The sequence below is a fragment of the Streptomyces sp. NPDC015220 genome (assembly GCF_043079345.1).
In the GTDB taxonomy this organism is placed as follows: domain Bacteria; phylum Actinomycetota; class Actinomycetes; order Streptomycetales; family Streptomycetaceae; genus Streptomyces.
In genome coordinates this window covers 94,694-111,853 of sequence record NZ_JBIBUK010000014.1, presented here as the reverse complement: position 1 = coordinate 111,853, position 17,160 = coordinate 94,694, and the positions used below count along the sequence as shown (strand labels likewise).

16 protein-coding genes are annotated in these 17,160 nt (G+C 74.5%); 6 read left to right on the top strand and 10 right to left on the bottom strand.

What is annotated here, in order from left to right; all coding sequences use genetic code 11:
- The first annotated feature begins 84 nt into the window (after positions 1-84).
- Positions 85-1,053 carry an aldo/keto reductase gene (locus tag ACF061_RS25410; protein WP_392269269.1) on the top strand — a complete coding sequence of 323 codons (969 nt, stop codon included), beginning with the start codon at positions 85-87 and terminating at the stop codon, positions 1,051-1,053.
- Between the two features lie 154 nt (positions 1,054-1,207).
- Here ACF061_RS25410 and ACF061_RS25405 read toward each other — a convergent pair whose 3' ends face one another.
- From ACF061_RS25405 to ACF061_RS25390, 4 genes are all read right to left on the bottom strand, one after another.
- Positions 1,208-1,717, bottom strand: a complete 510-nt coding sequence (locus ACF061_RS25405) for a universal stress protein (protein WP_392269268.1) — start codon at positions 1,715-1,717, stop codon at positions 1,208-1,210.
- A gap of 48 nt (positions 1,718-1,765) precedes the next feature.
- Positions 1,766-3,016, bottom strand: a complete 1,251-nt coding sequence (locus tag ACF061_RS25400; protein ID WP_392269356.1) for an arsenic transporter — start codon at positions 3,014-3,016, stop codon at positions 1,766-1,768.
- Between the two features lie 91 nt (positions 3,017-3,107).
- Positions 3,108-3,833, bottom strand: a complete 726-nt coding sequence (locus tag ACF061_RS25395; RefSeq protein WP_392269267.1) for a DUF4232 domain-containing protein — start codon at positions 3,831-3,833, stop codon at positions 3,108-3,110.
- A gap of 169 nt (positions 3,834-4,002) precedes the next feature.
- Positions 4,003-5,382: a serine/threonine-protein kinase gene (locus tag ACF061_RS25390; protein WP_392269266.1), complete on the bottom strand. Its 1,380-nt coding sequence runs from the start codon at positions 5,380-5,382 to the stop codon at positions 4,003-4,005.
- 45 nt (positions 5,383-5,427) lie between these two features.
- Here ACF061_RS25390 and ACF061_RS25385 point away from each other — a divergent pair, with 45 nt between their 5' ends.
- The gene (locus tag ACF061_RS25385) at positions 5,428-5,979 is read left to right on the top strand and encodes an RNA polymerase sigma factor (protein WP_392269265.1); all 552 of its coding nucleotides are present in this window, start codon (positions 5,428-5,430) and stop codon (positions 5,977-5,979) included.
- A 121-nt stretch (positions 5,980-6,100) separates the two neighbouring features.
- Here ACF061_RS25385 and ACF061_RS25380 read toward each other — a convergent pair whose 3' ends face one another.
- Positions 6,101-8,470, bottom strand: a complete 2,370-nt coding sequence (locus ACF061_RS25380; protein WP_392269264.1) for a SpoIIE family protein phosphatase — start codon at positions 8,468-8,470, stop codon at positions 6,101-6,103.
- Positions 8,471-8,752: 282 nt separating this feature from the next.
- Between ACF061_RS25380 and ACF061_RS25375 the strand changes: the two genes are divergently transcribed.
- The 3 genes from ACF061_RS25375 (at position 8,753) to ACF061_RS25365 (ending at position 12,701) form a co-directional block, all read left to right on the top strand.
- A complete protein-coding gene (locus tag ACF061_RS25375; protein WP_392269263.1) occupies positions 8,753-11,851 on the top strand; it encodes a glycoside hydrolase family 2 TIM barrel-domain containing protein in 3,099 nt (1,032 codons plus the stop codon).
- Positions 11,852-12,074: 223 nt separating this feature from the next.
- Positions 12,075-12,320, top strand: coding sequence for a hypothetical protein (locus tag ACF061_RS25370; RefSeq protein WP_392269262.1), 246 nt, complete (start codon positions 12,075-12,077; stop codon positions 12,318-12,320).
- 3 nt (positions 12,321-12,323) lie between these two features.
- Positions 12,324-12,701: a toxin Doc gene (locus ACF061_RS25365; RefSeq protein WP_392269261.1), complete on the top strand. Its 378-nt coding sequence runs from the start codon at positions 12,324-12,326 to the stop codon at positions 12,699-12,701.
- An 11-nt stretch (positions 12,702-12,712) separates the two neighbouring features.
- Here the strand turns inward: ACF061_RS25365 and ACF061_RS25360 are convergent, their stop codons facing one another.
- On the bottom strand, positions 12,713-13,882 hold the full coding sequence (locus ACF061_RS25360) for a lactate 2-monooxygenase (RefSeq protein ID WP_392269260.1): 1,170 nt from the start codon (positions 13,880-13,882) through the stop codon (positions 12,713-12,715).
- A 489-nt stretch (positions 13,883-14,371) separates the two neighbouring features.
- Between ACF061_RS25360 and ACF061_RS25355 the strand changes: the two genes are divergently transcribed.
- On the top strand, positions 14,372-14,806 hold the full coding sequence (locus ACF061_RS25355; protein WP_392269259.1) for a protease inhibitor: 435 nt from the start codon (positions 14,372-14,374) through the stop codon (positions 14,804-14,806).
- A gap of 191 nt (positions 14,807-14,997) precedes the next feature.
- On the opposite strand, the gene ACF061_RS25350 is transcribed toward ACF061_RS25355, so the two are convergent.
- The 4 genes from ACF061_RS25350 to ACF061_RS25335 are packed head-to-tail and all read right to left on the bottom strand — an operon-like array spanning position 14,998 to position 17,160.
- Positions 14,998-15,207, bottom strand: a complete 210-nt coding sequence (locus ACF061_RS25350) for a CDGSH iron-sulfur domain-containing protein (protein ID WP_392269258.1) — start codon at positions 15,205-15,207, stop codon at positions 14,998-15,000.
- Complete coding sequence (locus tag ACF061_RS25345) at positions 15,188-15,841, bottom strand: HemK2/MTQ2 family protein methyltransferase (RefSeq protein ID WP_392269257.1); 654 nt, start codon at positions 15,839-15,841, stop codon at positions 15,188-15,190. The genes ACF061_RS25350 and ACF061_RS25345 overlap by 20 nt, the downstream gene beginning before the upstream one ends.
- A gap of 50 nt (positions 15,842-15,891) precedes the next feature.
- Positions 15,892-16,911 carry an iron-containing redox enzyme family protein gene (locus ACF061_RS25340; RefSeq protein ID WP_392269256.1) on the bottom strand — a complete coding sequence of 340 codons (1,020 nt, stop codon included), beginning with the start codon at positions 16,909-16,911 and terminating at the stop codon, positions 15,892-15,894.
- A 54-nt stretch (positions 16,912-16,965) separates the two neighbouring features.
- The gene (locus tag ACF061_RS25335; RefSeq protein ID WP_392269255.1) at positions 16,966-17,160 is read right to left on the bottom strand and encodes a hypothetical protein; all 195 of its coding nucleotides are present in this window, start codon (positions 17,158-17,160) and stop codon (positions 16,966-16,968) included.

Genomic DNA, 17,160 nt, shown 5'->3' with positions numbered 1-17,160 from the left:
TCCGGCATGCGGCACGGCCCGTCACCATGATCGGCCACGGCCTAGGCTCTCCTACGGAACCACCCGAAGACAGGAGCAGCAACGATGCAGTACGTGAAGCTCGGTTCGACGGGCCTGGACGTGTCGCGGATCTGTCTGGGCTGCATGACGTACGGCGAGCCCGACCGCGGCGCGCACGAGTGGACCCTCGACGAGGAGGCGTCGCGGCCTCTGATCCGGCAGGCACTGGAGGCCGGGATCACCTTCTTCGACACGGCCAACGTGTACTCCGACGGCACCAGCGAGGAGATCGTCGGCCGCGCGCTGCGCGACTTCGCCCGCCGTGAGGACATCGTGCTCGCCACCAAGGTGCACGGCCGGATGCGGCCGGGGCCCAACGGCGCCGGCCTGTCCCGCAAGGCGATCATGACCGAGATCGACGACAGTCTGCGCCGTCTCGGCACCGACTACGTCGACCTCTACCAGATCCACCGCTGGGACCCGCACACGCCCGTCGAGGAGACCATGGAGGCGCTGCACGACGTGGTCAAGGCGGGCAAGGCCCGCTACATCGGAGCGAGTTCGATGTACGCCTGGCAGTTCTCCAAGGCCCAGTACACGGCGCGGGCGAACGGCTGGACCCGCTTCGTCTCCATGCAGAACCACTACAACCTCCTCTACCGCGAGGAGGAGCGCGAGATGCTGCCGCTCTGCGCGGACCAGGGCGTCGGCGTACTGCCCTGGAGCCCGCTCGCCCGCGGCCGCCTCACCCGGGACTGGGGCGCCGCGACCGGTCGCAGCACCACCGACGCCTTCGGCAGCACCCTCTACCCGGAGGGCGACCGGGCCGTCGTCGAGGCCGTCGGCCGCGTCGCCGGCGAGCGCGGTGTCCCGCGCGCCCAGGTGGCCCTCGCCTGGCTGCTGCACCAGGACACGGTGACGGCGCCCATCATCGGCGCCGCCAAGCCGCGGCACCTCGAGGACGCGCTGGCCGCCGTCGACCTGGAACTGGGCGAGAAGGAGATCGAGGAGCTGGAGCGGCCCTACACCCCGCACGCGGTCAGCGGCCACTGAGCCGCCGCGCGATCGACCCGGCCCAAGCCCCGCCTCTGTCCGGAGGCCGCCGACCGGGAGGCGCACGGCGGCCTCACGGCCTGCCCGCCGCCTGACCGCGTCCACCGGCCCGGGGCCCCGCCGCCCGGGCGGCGCGGGCGACGACCGGCCCGCCTCAGCGGTGCCGGGGCGGTGGAGGCGGGGTCGGCGGAGGCGGCGGCAGCGTCGTGAGGGCCGGCGCCGCCTCCGGCCACACCAGCAGCACCGGGCAGGGCGCGTGATCGACGGCGAACCGCACGGCCGGTCCCAGGCTGTGCGGGCCGAGCCGGTCACGGTCCCCGTCGCGGGCCAGCACCAGCAGATCGGCGTCCTCGGCCGCCGCGACCACCTCGCGCTCCACCCGACCGGACCGCTCCAGCCGCGTGCACGGCCGCCCCAGCCGGGCCGCCGCCGCGTCGAGCAGCTCGGCCGCCGAGGTGCCGCCGAGATCCGTCAGCCGGTCGCCGGGGTCCCTCTCGCGATGACCGCGTCCGAGGAGCCCGGCGAACGCCCCGTGCGCCACGCCGGGCACCTCCGCTCCGCTGACGTGCAGCAGCAGCACCTGGGAGGTGTCCGGCGCGTGGGCGCGCACGGCGTCCACGCAGGCGGGCCAGGTGCCCTCGACGAGCCAGGCGATCACGCGCATACGGCAGCCTCCCTCACCCCTGGGTCCTTCCCGGCCGCTGCCCGCCGCTCACAGGATCCGCAGCGCCCCCCACAGTGCCACCACCGCGGGCACCAGCGCGGCCGGCACGGCCAGCAGCCCCAGCCGGGTGAACTCCCTGAGGTCCACCCCGTGTTCGTGCTGGTGCACGATCCGCCGCCACAGCAGGGTCGCCAGCGATCCGGCGTAGGTCAGGTTCGGGCCGATGTTGACGCCGAGCAGCACGGCGAGGACGGCCCCCGGCCCGGTCGGCGCGGCCAGCGGCAGCAGGACCAGCACCGCCGGCAGGTTGTTGATCAGATTGGCCAGTACGGCGGCCAGCGCGGCCACGCCGAGCAGCGCGGGCAGCCCGGTGCCGCCGGGCAGGACGTGCCCGAGCGCGTCGGCGAGCCCGTTGTCGACCACCGCGCGGACGACGACGCCCAGCGCCAGGACGAACGCGAGGAAGGCCGGCGCGGCGGCCCGCACCACGGTCGGCGGGGTGGCCTCGCGCCGCACCAGCGCGCGCCCGGCCAGCACCAGTGCCCCGGCCAGCGCCGCCCACGCCGGTTCCACGCCGAACGTGGAGGTCACCACGAAACCGGCGAGCGTGCAGGCCACGGTGACCAGGGCGAACAACGGCAGCCCGGGCGGCTCGCCGGCGCCCCGCGAGGGCGCCGCGGCCGCCAGGTCGCGGGCGAAGAAGCGGCGGAAGACCAGGTACTCGGCGCCGATCGCCACCAGCCACGGCAGTGCCATCAGCGCGGCGAACCGGGTGAAACCCAAGCCGCTCGCCGCGAACGCCAGCAGGTTGGTGAGGTTGGAGACCGGCAGCAGCAGCGACGCGGTGTTGGACAGGTGCGTGCAGGCGTACACGTGCGGTTTGGGCCGTACGCCCGTCCGTGCGGCGGTGGCGAACACCACGGGGGTCAACAGCACGATCGTGGCGTCGAGGCTGAGGACGGCCGTGATCGCCGAGGCCAGCGCGAACACCGCCGTCAGCAGCCGTACGGGGCGGCCCCCCGCCCACCGGGCCATCCACGCCCCGCACGCCCGGAACAGCCCCTCGACGTCGCAGAAGTGGGCGAGGACCAGCACCGCGGCCAGGAACCCGACCACCGGTCCCAGCCGCTCCGCCTCGGCGCGCGCGTGGTCCACGGTGATGGCGCCGGTGGCGACGGCGATCCCGGCCGCGGGGACCGCCATGACCGCCTCGGGCAGGCCGAAGGGGCGGACGACGGCCCATCCCAGCACGGCGACGAGCAGGACGACGGACAGGGTCTCCGCGAGCGGGGTGTTCAGGGCTCGGTCCTCCGGACGCGATCAACGGTGCCCGCACATCAAAGCAAACGGCTGCGGGAATCCCACGGCGGCGTCCGGGGACCGGCCCGCGTCAGGGTCCGGTGCCGGGGCTGAGCACGGTCAGGAACACCGAGGAGGCGTTGCCGCCCACGGGTACCTGGCCCGCCGTCCACTTCACCGTGAGGTGGTCGCGCTCGTCCGGCGGCGTGACGACCAGCGCGGTCGGCGTCGCGGTCCTCGCCCCGCTCACGCCGGGGTTGGAGAAGGTCAGGCCCGCCCAGGCGCTGCGGCCCGGCTTCAGGGTCACCGTCGAGGACGAGCCCGCCGAACGCTTCGGGTCGGGGCCCAGCTGCCTGCCGGAGGCGTCCACGAAGGCGCCGCCCGGGTAGCCGCGCACCGTGCAGGTGCGGCCGGAGGTGTTGGTGAGGACGACCGGGAAGTTCTCCTGCCCGGCGCCGGGATCGTTGCGGCCCACCGTGGCCCGCAGCTCGGAGGTGTGGCACCGGGAGCTCCGGGCGGCGCCGTCCGCGACGTCGCCGGTGCCCGTACCGGTTCCGGCGCGGGAACCGGACGTGGCCGGGACGGAGGCCGGGGGCGGGGCCGAACGGCCCGTGGTGGTGGTGCCGCTCGGGGCGGTGCTCTCGGCGGGCGCCGCGCCGGTCGCCGTGCCACCGGTCGCGGGCGCGGCGTCGCCCGGCACCTGCCGAGGGCCGCTCGAAGTGCCGTGGTCGGTGCCGCAGCCGGTCAGCAGACCCAGCGCGGCGATGGCGCTCGCGAGCAGGGCCGCACGGCGGTGGGACGGGGAGGTGTACGCCATGATCCACGCTCCTGGAGGTTGGTCGCACGCCGTCGGGGCGGCGCTTCCGGCGCTTCCTGCGCCGTCATGAGTGTCCGATGCACGGACCGGGCGGAAAGTTCGCGGCCGCCCGCACTTTTCTTCCCCGGAGCCTTCCCGCGGGGGCCGCGCGCCCTTCACCCGTACCGGATCAGGTGACCCGCAGCGAGCGGAGTATGCGGTCGGTCGGGTCGGCGCCGCCGCTCCGGCGGATCTGCACGTACACCTGGGGCTGCCGGGCGGCGCCGGCCGGGACCAGTGCCGCCTCGGTGAGCCGGCCGCCGCCCGGGCAGCCGCTCCACACGCGGATCCGGCCGTGCCAGTGCCCGTCGGCGTAGTCGCGGCCGCCGTCGTCGTGGCAGCCGGGACGGCCGACGGCGTCCACCCGGGCGGTGACGTCACCGTGCTCGCTCAGGCCGACGAACACCCCGTCCACGTCGGCGCCGAGGTCCTGCCAGCGGGTCAGGTCGTCGGCGACGGCGAGCCCCGGTTCGTGCCCGGCGGGCAGCCCCAGCGCCCGCGGGTCCCAGCCGGAGTCCCGCAGCTGCCCCGCCCAGCCGTCCGGCACCCGCAGCTCGACCCGGCCGGTGGCGTCCGCCACCCGCACGCCGGCCGGCGCGGCGGACGTCGAGGGCCACAGCGTCAGGGCGAGGGCCACACCCCCGGCCGCGACCGCGGCCACCGCGCCGGTCAGCGCGACGGCCCGGCGCCGCCGCCCGGGCGGCCGGCCGGCGGCCGGGGCCGCCGCGGTCGGCCGTTCCAGCTCCCGGGCGAGCGCCCGAGCGGTGGGCCAGCGCCGCTCGCGGTCCGGCTCCAGGGCGCGCATCAGCGCACCCGTCACGCCGGGGTCCAGGTCCGGCCGCAGCCGCTGCAGTGGCTCGACCTTGCCCGGCGCCGCCGGAACCGTCCCCGTGACCAGCTGGTAGCCGACCGCGCCCAGGCTGTAGACGTCCGCCCGGGCGTCGATCCCGGCGCCCGGTTCGGCCTGCTCCGGCGGCCGGTAGCCGGCCGAGCCCGCGGCCAGGGTGAGCCCCGAGGCCTCCGCCAGGCTCTTGGCGAGCCCGAGGTCGGCGAGCAGGACCCGCCGGGTGCCGTCGGGCGCGGTGCGCAGCAGGACGTTGCTCGGCTTGACGTCCCGGTGCACGATGCCCGCCTCGTGCAGGGCGTGCGCGGAGCGGGCGGCGAGCGCGGTCAGCCGCACTGCCTCGGCCACCGGCAGCGGCCCGGTGGCCAACAGGTCGGCGAGGGTGCCGGCGTCGGCGTACTCCATGACGAAGTACGGCCTGCCGTCGGGCAGTTCGCCGATGTCGTGCACCTGCACCACCCGGGGCGAGGCGGCCTTGCGCAGCAGCCGCGCCTCGGACAGGAACCGCTCCCGCACGTCGAGTCGGTGCGCCCAGTTCTCGGCGAGGACCTTGACGGCCACCGGGGCCTGGAGTTCGTCGTCGTGGGCGAGCCACACCGTGCCGAAGGCGCCGGTGCCCAGGCGCCGTTCGAGCCGGTAGCGGCCGATCCGCTCGACGGAGTGCATGCCACTATCATGCCTGCCCTGAGATCGACTCCAAGGAGGCCCGTCGTGCCGGACCCGGCGCCGACCGAAGAACTCGCCCGGCGAGCCGCCGCCGGAGACGGTACGGCGCTGGAGGAGCTGCTCACGGAGATCCGGCCCGAGGTGGTCCGGCGCTGCGGGCGTTTCCTGCCCTGCCGCGAGGACGCGGAGGAGGCGGCGCAGGACGCGCTGTTCCAGGTCGCGCGCAAGATCACCGCCTTCGAGGGGCGCAGCCGCTTCAGCACCTGGCTCCACACGGTCGTCGCCAACTGCTGCCGGCAGAAGTACCGCGAGCTCAAGCGGCGCGCCGTCGAGCGGCCCGCCGCGATCGAGCCCGAGCGGTACGCCGACCCGCGCACCACCAGTGTGATCGCGGGCTCCCGGATCGACCTGCTGGAGGCGCTGGACCGGCTGGAGCGGGAGCATCCCCACCTGGTGGCGCCGCTGGTCTACCGGGACATCTGCCGGCTGGACTACGCCGAGGCCGCCGAGCGGGCCGGAATCCCGCTGGGCACGCTGAAGTCGCGCCTGCACGAGGCGCGCCGCCAGGTCCGGCCCTGGCTGACCGATCTGTCCTGAGGCACCCGGCACCGCCCGCTCGGCCGGCTCCCGCGGCCCCGGCGCCGGGCGGGCCCCGTACCGTCCTGCCGCCGGCGTCCGGCCGGGCGCGGGGCGAGTGCGAGGGCCGTGCCGGTGGCCGTCACTCCTCGTGGAGCAGGCTCAGTTCCGCCCAGATCGTCTTGCCCTCCAGGGTGTGCCTGCTGCCCCAGCGCTGGGTGAGCTGGGCGACCAGGAGGAGGCCGCGGCCGCCCTCGTCCCAGGTCTTGGCCCGGCGCAGGTGCGGAGCGGTGTTGCTGGTGTCGGACACCTCGCAGATCAGGTGGGTCTCGTCATGGATCAGGCGCAGCCGGATCGGCGGGGTGGCGTACCGGATGGCGTTGGTGACCAGCTCGCTCACGACCAGCTCGGCGGTGAACGCCGCCATGCTCAGCCCCCAGTCGTCGAGTTGTTCGACGACCTGCTTGCGGATCGGGGCGACCAGCGACGGGTCGGCGGGGATGTCCCAGGTCGCCACCTGGGCGGCCGGCAGGCCCCGCGTGCGGGCGAGCAGCAGCGCGACGTCGTCGCCGGCGCTGCCCCGGGGCAGCAGGGCCCGCAGGATACGGTCGCAGGTCTCGTCGAGGGAGTCCGCCCGCCCGGCCAGCGCCTCGCACAGCAGCCGCTGCCCGGCCTCGACGTCACGCTCACGGCTTTCGAGCAGCCCGTCGGTGTAGAAGGACAGGACGCTGCCCTCCCGCAGGTCCAGTTCGATCGACTCGAACGGCAGTCCGCCCAGGCCCAGCGGGGGGCCCGGCGGCATCTCGATCCGGTGCGGCGGGCCGTCGGGGGGCACCAGGACCGGCGAGGGGTGCCCCGCCCGGGCGAGCGTGCACCGGCGCGAGACCGGGTCGTAGACGGCGTACAGGCAGGTCGCACCGACCTCGCCGGGACCGCCGCCCTCGTCGCCGGCCTCCGCGGACATCCGGACGACCACGTCGTCGAGATGGGTGAGCAGTTCGTCCGGGGCGAGGTCGATGTCGGCCAGGGTGCGCACCGCGGTGCGCAGCCGGCCCATGGCGGCCGAGGCCCGCACCCCGTGTCCGATGACGTCCCCGACCACCAGGGCGACCCGCATCCCGGACAGCGGGATGACGTCGAACCAGTCGCCGCCCACGTCGGCCCGCGCGGCCGGAAGATAGCGGGAGGCCGCCTGCACGGCGGCCGTGCGCGGCAGGGTGCGCGGCAGCAGGCTGCGTTGCAGGGCCAGGGCGGTCTCCCGCTCGCGGGAGTAACGGCGGGCGTTGTCGATGCAGACGGCGGCCCGGGCCGTGACCTCCTCGGCCAGCAGCACGTCGTCCGGCATGAACGGGGCGGGCTGCTCGAACCGGGTGAAGACGGCGACGCCCAGGGTGACGCCCCGGGCGAGGACCGGCACGGACATCGTGGAGTGGACGCCCAGGCGCGCGGCGAGCCGGCCGCGCTCCGGATCCCAGGCGAGCCAGTTCTCCAGGTCGCGGCCCGACTTGTCGGTCACCACGATCGTCTGGCCGGTCAGCAGGGCCGCGCCCTGCGGCGAGACGGCGGGATAGACCTCGCTGCGCCCGGTGGGGACCCCGGCCTCGGTGACGGAGCGGTGGGCGACGCGGCGCAGCGAGACCGGCACCTGGAGCGGTCCGGTGGGCAGTTCGCCGCCGTGCCCGGGCGGGTCCACCAGGTAGACGCCGACCAGGTCGGCGAGGGAGGGCACGCAGACGTCGGCGAGTTCCTGTGCCGTCCGGGTGACGTCGAGGGTGGTGCCGATGCGCACGCTCGCCTCGTTGACCAGTTGCAACCGCTCGCGCGCCCTGGCCTGCTCGGTGAAGTCGTGGACGGCGACGCACACCCCCTGCACCCGCCCCTCGGCGTCCTTGATCGGGGACATCCGGGCCAGCCAGGTGGTCATCCGGTCGTCGCAGCCTACCGGCACGTAGGTCCGCACGTCGTGCCCCCGGCCGGTGCCGAGCACCCGGAGCATGTGCTCCTCGATGTCCCCGCTGTGCGACCGGCCGCCGATCTCGGAGTGGCGCAGTCCCCGCAGCCGCTCGCCGGGGAGGCCGATCACCTCGGCCATGGCGTCGTTGACCGCGTGCAGGCGCAGCCGGTCGTCGTAGACGGCGACGGCACAGGGCGACTGCACCAGCAGGACGTGGGCCAGCGGGTCGTCCGGAGCCGGGGGTGCGCCGCTCGGCAGGGGGGTGACCAGGAGCCAGTCGCCGCCGTCCTCCGGGCGCCTGTGGTGGGCCAGCACCCAGACCGGCACGGTGTGCCCGTCGCGGTGACGCAGGGCGAGGGTGCCGGTCCAGCGGGGCTCCCGGGGCACGGCGCGCCGCGCGCCGTCGGCCAGCAGCCGCGCCGCGGGCCGGGCCAGGACCTCCTGCGGCGCCCAGCCGAGCAGCCGGCGCGCGCCCTCGTTCCACTCGACGACGGCGCCCCGCTCGTCGACGACGGCCCGTGCCGTGGCGGCATCGTCGAACGGGTACACCGGGCTCATCGTCGCCACTCCATCGCGCACACTCACAGTGATCAGGTGTGTCACTCGCGTTCCAGCCTAGTGCGTACCGGCCCCGCGCGGTCGGCGACCCCCCTCATGGGCCGCCGGCGACCCCGTCGCGGGCGGGTCCGAGGGGCGTCGGCGGGGCGGCCGATCCCGTGCCGGGGACGAAAGCGGTTGCCGCCCCCTTGACGATCACACGTGCCACCCCGTCAGAATCTGTTCGGTAGCGAGTATTCGTGATCGCTTCTGAGCCCTACTGAGGGAATGAGGGAGATTCGCATGACGGTCACGCGCAGATCGGTCCTGATCGCCGGCGCCGCGGCCCCGGCCGCCGGAGCCCTGGTGGGTGCGGCCCCCGCCGCCCTGGCCACCGAGGCGGCGGACGCCACGGGGCGCTTCCCGGGCCGCCGCACGGTCGCTCTGCGCGACGGCTGGCGGTTCGCCCTGGTCGACCCGGACGGCGCCACCGACCCGACGGGCGCCTACGCGGACCGTGCCGAACCCGGCTTCGACGACTCCGCCTGGCGCCGGGTGGCCGTGCCGCACGACTGGAGCATCGAGCGGACGCCGACCACCGACCACGGCACCACCAGCGGCACCGGCTTCTTCCCCGGCGGCCTCGGCTGGTACCGCCTCGCCTTCACGCTGCCGCCCGCCTGCGCCGGAAAGCGGATCTCGGTGGAGTTCGACGGCGTCTACATGGACTCCTCCGTCCACTGCAACGGCGCCGCGGTCGGCCGCCACCCCTACGGCTACACCGGCTTCGCCTTCGACCTCACGGAACTGCTGCACACCGACGGTGCCACCGAGAACGTCATCGCGGTCGAGGTGCGGAACCAACTGCCCAGCAGCCGCTGGTACTCGGGCAGCGGCATCTACCGCGAGGCCCGGCTGGTGATCACCGAGCCGGTGCACGTGGCCCGCTGGGGCACCCACGTCACCACGCCCGAGGTCTCCGCCGAGCGGGCCGTGGTCCGGGTCCGCACCTCGGTGGCCAACGACTCGGGCGCGGCGGCGCGGGTGGAGGTCCGGTCGAGCGTCGTGGACCCCGGCGGCCGTACGGTGGCCCGCACCGCCACCACGGCCACGGTCGACGAGGAGCACACCGAGACCCACGAACTCTCCGTCTCCCAACCCCAGTTGTGGGACTTCACCGCCCCGCACCGCTACACACTGCGGACCGAACTGCGGGTCGACGGCCGGGTCGCCGACACCCACGACACCGCCTTCGGCATCCGCACCTGCCGCTTCGACCCCGACGAGGGCTTCTTCCTGAACGGAGCCCACGCCAAGATCAAGGGCGTCGACCTGCACCACGACCTGGGCGCGCTCGGCGCCGCGGTCAGCCTCGACGCCGTGCGCCGGCAGATGACCATCATGAAGTCGATGGGCGTCAACGCCCTGCGCACCTCCCACAACCCGCCCTCCCCGCAGATGATCCAGGTCTGCGAGGAACTGGGCATCGTGATGATGGTGGAGGCGTTCGACTGCTGGCGCACCGGCAAGACGAGGTACGACTACGGCCGGTTCTTCGACGAGTGGTGCGAGAAGGACGCCACCGAGATGGTGCTCGCCGCCCGGAACTCGCCCGCAGTCGTCCTGTGGTCGATCGGCAACGAGATCCCCGACTCCACCACCACGGCCGGCCTCGCCATGGCCGACCGCGTCATCGCCGCCGTCAAGGCCGCCGACGACACCCGCCCGCTGGTCATCGGCTCGGACAAGTACCGCAGCCTCCCGAAGAAGGGCTCGGCGGCCGACCTCATGCTCGCCAAGCTCGACGGGCTCGGCCTCAACTACAACACCGCCAAGTCGGTCGACGCCCTGCACGCCGCCTACCCGCACCTGTTCCTCTTCGAGTCCGAGTCCTCCTCCGAGACCTCGACCAGGGGCGCCTACCAGGAGCCCGAACACCTCAACACCGGCGAGAACCACACCCCCGGCAGGCGCGCGACCTCCTCCTACGACAACAACCTCGCCTCCTGGACGATGAGCGGGGAGTACGGTCTGAAGAAGGACCGTGACCGCAAGTGGTTCGCGGGACAGTTCCTGTGGTCGGGCATCGACTACATCGGGGAGCCCACGCCGTACGACGTGTTCCCGGTGAAGGCGTCCTTCTTCGGCGCGGTCGACACGGCCGGCTTCCCCAAGGACATGTACCACCTCTTCCGCAGCCAGTGGACGGCCGAGCCCATGGTCCACCTGGTGCCCATGACCTGGAACCACGAGGAGGGGGACGTCGTCGAGGTCTGGGCGTACGCCAACGTCGAGTCGGTCGAGCTCTTCCTCGACGGCGAGTCCCTCGGCACGCGGACGTTCGACACCAAGACGACCACCGACGGACGGACCTATCTGGAGACCACCGAGGCCACCGGCGACGACAAGACCTTCACCGGCGGCCCCTACCCGGGCAGCTACACCAGCCCCAACGGCAGCGCGGGCCGGCTCCACCTGACCTGGAAGGTGCCGTACCGGCCGGGCGAGTTGAAGGCGGTGGCCCGGCGGGACGGCAGGACGGTGGCCACCGACGTCCTGCGCACGGCGGGCCGGCCGCACGCGGTGCGGCTGACCCCCGACCGCACGTCACTGGCCGCCGACGGCCGTTCGCTCGTCTTCGTCACCGCGGACGTCGTCGACGCGCACGGCGTGGTGGTGCCCGACGCGGAGCACCTGATCTCCTTCGAGGTGACGGGCGGTTCGCCGGCCGGCCTCGACAACGGGCGCCAGGAGAGCGCCGAACGGTACCAGGCGAGCACCCGCACCGCCTTCCACGGCAAGGCCCTCGCGATCGTCCGCTCCGGCACCAGGGCGGGCACGCTGCGGGTCACCGCACGGGCGGAGGGACTGCGCGAGGGCACCGCGACGGTCCGCACCACGACCGCCGGCTCGACGGCGACCACGCCGGCACTCCGCTTCGCACCCGACCACCCGGCCCCGGCGGACTACCCGCTCGCGGACGCCAGTTACTCCGGCCGCTCCGACACCCTGCCCGCCGCCATGCTCGACGGCGACCCGGCGACCGGGTGGTCCAACGCCTTCGCCAAGTCGGCCACCGCGCTGCTGCCGGCCTTCGACGGGGCCCGCCCGAAGGACTGGGTCAGCCTCGACTGGGGGCGGACGCGGACCCTGGACCGGGTGGCCGTCTCCTTCACCGTCGACGCCGCCCACACCCTGCCCGCCGCCGTCGAGGTGGCCGTCTGGAACGGTCGCGCCTGGCGGCCGGCGAAGGGGGTCCGGACCGACTGGGCCGACGCCTCCGACGCCCCCACGGTGCTCACCTTCGACGCGGTGCGCGGCTCCCGCCTCCGGCTCACCCTGACCAGCGCCCACCCGGGGGATCCCCGGGGGGCCGTGCGCATCAGCAGGTTGGAGGCGTAAGGCCCGGGCGGCCCGCCCGGTCCGGCATCGGCATGGCGCGCTGACCGGGCGAGGGCCGTCCGCACCGGAAGCCGGCCGGCACGGACGGCGGCGGCCCGTCCCGTGCCGTCCGGGCCGCGCGTCCCGGTGCGCGACGTACGCCGGCCGGCTCTGCGGTACCGGGTCCCGTCGCTGTGACCTGACGTTATTTACGCCGGAGTACCCGAGCGGTACCGTTTGGGGCATGCCAGCGCTCAATGTGGAGTTCAGCGACCGCGAGCTAGAGGACCTGCGGCAGATCGCCAAGGAACGCGGTACGTCGATGAAGGCGCTCGTGCGCGAGGCCGCCGCCGCCGACATAGCCCGGCACCGGGCCCTGCAGGAGGGCGCCGAGGCGTTCCGCCGGTTCTTCACGGCCCACGCCGAGGAATTCGCCGCCGCGTTCCCCGACGACGAGCCGCCCGCCCGGGGCGAGGGACGAGCCGCCTGACCGATGACCCCCGTCATCCACATCGACGTGCCCTGGCTGCTCCAGCGCCACGAGGAGGTGCTGCCGGACCAGCCCGCGGTCGACGACTTCTCGGCCCTGGTGGCCGCCGTGGCCCGCCATCGCGTGGACCCGCCGCGCCTGGGCGTGGACTCCGACCCGGCCTGGCGGGCCGCCGCGCTGCTGCACACCCTCGCCGTGCTCAAGCCGCTGCCGTCGGCCAACGCCCGCTTCGCCTGCGCCACGGCCGTCGCGTACATGTACGCCAGCGGCGTCGGCATCGACCCGCCCTACGGCGCCCTCGTCGATCTCGCCCGCGACCTGATGTCGGGCAAGACCGACGTCTACGGCGCCGCCGGCCGGCTGCGCTCCTGGGAGATCTGAGCGCCCGCCGGTCAGGCGGGCTGCTCCACCAGATCGGCGGCGCCGACGGTGGCCGGGGTGGCGTGACCCGACAGGGCGAGGGTGAGGTCCAACTCGGCGAGCAGACAACGGATCACGTGCTCCACGCCCGCCTGACCGTCCAGACCGAGCCCGTAGGCGTACGGCCTGCCCAGCAGCACCGCACGCGCCCCCAGCGCGAGTGCCTTGAAGATGTCGTCGCCGGTGCGCACCCCGCTGTCGAACAGGACGGTCAGCCGGTCGCCGACCGCCCGCGCCACACCCGGCAGCGCGTCGGCGGCGGCGACGCAGCCGGCCACCTGCCGGCCGCCGTGGTTGGAGACCACCACGCCGTCCATGCCCGCGTCGGCGGCGAGGCGGGCGTCGTCCGGGTGCAGTACGCCCTTCAGGACGATCGGGCCGTCCCAGTTCTCCCGCAGGAACGCGAGGTCCGGCCAGGTCTTGCCGGGGTCGGCGAACATGCCGACGAAGTGCAGCACCGCCGCGTTCGGATCCTCGTGCACCGGCTTGGCCAGGCCCGCCCGGAACGCCGGGTCGGTGAAGTAGTTGGCGGTGCCCACTCCGTGCAGGAACGGCAGGTACGCCTGGTCGAGGTCGCGGGGCCGCCAGGCCAGCAGCGGAGTGTCCAGGGTGACCACCAGGACGCTGAACCCGCACGCCTTGGCCCGCCGCAGGAAACTCCGCGTCACCTCGCGGTCCTTGGCCCAGTACAGCTGGAACCAGCGCTCGGCGTCCCCCATCGCCTCCGCGACCTGCTCCATGGGCGTGCTGGAGGCCGATGAGAGGGTGAACGGCACGCCCTGCGCCGCCGCGGCCCGGGCGGCGGCCGACTCGGCGTCCGGATGCATGATCGACAGCACGCCGACCGGCGCCAGCGCCAGCGGGGCGGGCAGCGTGCGGCCCAGCACCTCGGCCGACAGGTCCCGCTCGTGCACGTCCCGCAGCATCCGCGGCACGATCCGGCGCCGGTCCAGGGCCGCCCGGTTGGCGCGCCGGGTGCTGCCGTTGCCCGCGCTGCCCGCCACGTAGCCCACCGGGCCGGGGCCGAGCCGCTGCTCGGTCAGCTCCTCCAGCCGGCTCAGATCGGTGGGCAGCCGCGGCACCGCGCCCGTCATCCCGTTGAGATAGATCTCGTACTGGAAGTCCGCCCAGTGCTTCGCCATCCGTACGTCCCGCCTCTCGTCGCAGGTTCCGCGCCGCACCGACGATACTGGCGGGTAAGTCCTGGCCCGTACCCGGGTGGAGCGCACCCCGGCGGCACGGCGGGGCGCCGCTCGGACCCCGGCCGCCGCCGGGTCGGGGCTCCTCACCGGCTCGCGCGGGCGGGAGGACGCCGGACGGTCGACGGTGTGGTGGTCCCGTGCCGGGGCCGCGGCCCCCTCGGCGTGGGTTACCGGGATGTTTCAAGTCGATTGCCGAACGTGGGGGAACAAGCCATCCGGCCGGATCGCTTGATCGACAGGCCCGTGGTTCGGGGGCCGGCACGTCCGATCTCCGTGACTTCGCGCCACTGATTCAATACGCAAGGTTACCGAAACCCGTGGGTCCGATGTGAGTTTCGGTACCGGACTCGGCAGACTCCCGCTCGCCGGGTCCGGCACCGACCGAGCCGGAACGGTGTCCTACGTCGAACCTGCGGAAGGAAGCACACAATGCGGAACACCGCGCGCTGGGCAGCGACCCTGGGTCTGACGGCCACCGCCGTCTGCGGCCCGCTCACCACGACCGCCCTCGCCACTCCGGCCGGCGCCCCCGCCTCCCTCTACGCCCCCTCGGCCCTGGTGCTCACCGTCGGCCACGGAAACACCGCCGCCACGGCCACCCCCGAGCGTGCCGTCACCCTCACCTGCGCCCCGACCGCCTCCGGAACCCACCCGGCCGCACCCGACGCCTGTGCCGAACTACGGGCGGCGGGCGGCGACTTCGACGCCCTCACGGCGGCCGGCGACGTACTGTGCACCAGGCAGTACGACCCCGTGGTGGTGACCGCCGCCGGCGTCTGGCAGGGCAAGCGGGTCTCCTACGAGCGCACCTTCGCCAACGAGTGCGTGAAGAACGCCGCCATGACGAGCGTCTTCGCCTTCTAGACCGGGATCGCGCGGTTCCCGCGCAGCACCAGGGGCCTCGTGACTGGGGAGTGCGTGGCCCGGGCACGGGAACCGGCGGCGATTCCGCACCAGGGATCGGCCGGGCGGAGTGGGGCCGCCCGCCGATCCCTGGCATCGACCGTCGCGGAGCGCGCCGCGCACGCACCGTCGCACGCGCCGGCCGCCTGGTCCTAGACCCGCTTGCGGTGGCTGGTGTCGCACCACGGGTAGCGGCGGCTGCGCCGGCAGGTGCACAGGGCGACCCGGAACCGGTCGGAGGAGACCGTGGTGCCGTCCTCCAGCTCCACCTCCACCGGGCCTTCGACGAGGATCGGTCCCTGCCGCTGCATGGTGACCCGGCGGGCCGGGGGGCGGGGGGACTCAGAGGGGTCGTTCGGCACGGATCACCACCAGCTCTTCCTTCTCCTCGGCCGCCCCGAGCAGACCGCGCTCGCGCAGCCACCCCTGCCGGGCCCGCAGCACCGGGCCGAAGGCGATCCAGCGGCGGCGCACCACGGTGGCCTTGAGACCGGCCGAACGCAGCAGTTCCAGGGTGCGCTCCGGCCCGCTCAGCGCGGAGTGGACGACCAGCAGCACACCGCCGGGCCGCAGCAGCGCGGGCGACTCCCGGCAGATCCGGTCCAGCACCAGGCGCCCGTCGCCCCCCGCGTCCCACGCGCGGGACCTGCCCCGGGGCGCGTGCCGCTCCTCGGGCGCCGGGACGTAGGGCGGATTGGTCAGGATGACGTCGAAGGACCGTCCACGCACCGGACCGAAGAGGTTGCCGCGGTGGGCGCGGACCGGAAGCCTGGTCAGCCAGGCGTTGAGCCGGGTGGTCCACACCGCCCGCCAGGACACGTCGACGGCGGTCACCTCGGCGCCCCGCCGGGCCGCCGCCAGTGCCAGGGCACCGCTCCCGGTGCCCACGTCGAGAACCCGCGCGCCCACCGGGACCCGCTCCCCGGACAGCGCCTCGGCCAGCAGCGCGGTGTCGTCCTGCGGGGCGTAGACCCCCGGAAGTAGCAGTTCACTCACACCACGCGGGTACCCCCGAACGCCACGGATATCAGGAGATCGTCGTGGTGTCAGCAGGCCGGGGCCGGGGCGGTCTGCGCGTCGAGCGGCACACGCAGCGAGGAGCGGCCCGCGCGCCAGTCGGCGAGCAGCCGGTCGCCCAGACGGTCCTCCAGGTACCCGGTCGCGTCGATGCCGAAGGCGACGTCGGCCGCCAGGTGGGGCTCCTCCTCCAGCAGCCCGGCGATGACCTCGTGGCGCACGACCTGCTCGTGCACCGCGTCCGCCTCGACGTGCTCGTCGTAGAAGAACTCCGCGGCCGGACCGGCGCCCGTGCGGCGCATCGCCTCGGCCAGCCGCCTGGAGCCGGGCGAGGAGGTGATCTCCACCGCGGCGAAGTGCCCCACCAGGGCGCCGCGCGTCTCGCGGTGCAGACCGAACAGCGACATCAGGTTCACCGTGGCCAGGACCTCCGCCGAGGCCGCGTCCAGGTAGCGGCCGTACGCCGTGTCCAGGCCCAGGTCCGTCATCAGGTCCGCGAACAGCCGGGCGTGGACGCGGGCGGCACGGCCGCCGCCGTACTCGTCGAACTCCACCGCCGCCATCGCCGCCTTGGCCCTGCCCCGGAGCCGGGGCAGCACCCAGGCGTGCGGGTCCGCCTCCTTGAGGTGGTACAGGGAGCGCTGGGCGGCGTACTCGCGCAGCTGCCACAACTCGCCCTCGTCCCGCAGGTAGTGGCTGACACCGGCGCCCTGGACGGGCTCGACCAGCAGGTCGGCCAGCGCGTCGTCGAGACCGTCGTGGCCGGGGGTGTCCGCGCGCAGGGCGGTCAGGAAACGGCGCTCCAGCGCCGCCCGGACGCGCAGCAGGTCCGGATCCCATTCACGTCGTGCGGCGACGCCCGCGAAGCCGCGGTAGTGCAGCTCGTAGCAGAGGTAGAGGGCGAGCTGGAGGTCGTCCCCGTAGGCCGCCGCGCCGTCGGCTTCCTCGGCGCGGGGGAGCGGTCCGGTACCGAGCAGGTACGCCGTCACGGCGGCGGAGAGCGGCCCCCGCGCGGGAGGCAGGCAGGGTTCGCGGCGATCGTGGTCCATGTCGCCCGGGTACCCGTGCGGGGACCGGCCATCCGCCATGATCGTGGGCCGGCCTCAGCCGTCCTGGGACTCCTCCCGGGCCTCCTCCTCGGCCCGGGAGTTCGGGGTGATCGCCTCGGCGGCCTCGCCCCGGTGCCGCCTGCCCCGGGAGCCGTCGACATCGGTCTCGGCCTCCTCGAACTCGCGCAGGACCTCCCCGAGCGCCGTCTCGGGCTTGTCGTGGTTCCGCTTGTCGTCCTTCTCGGGCAT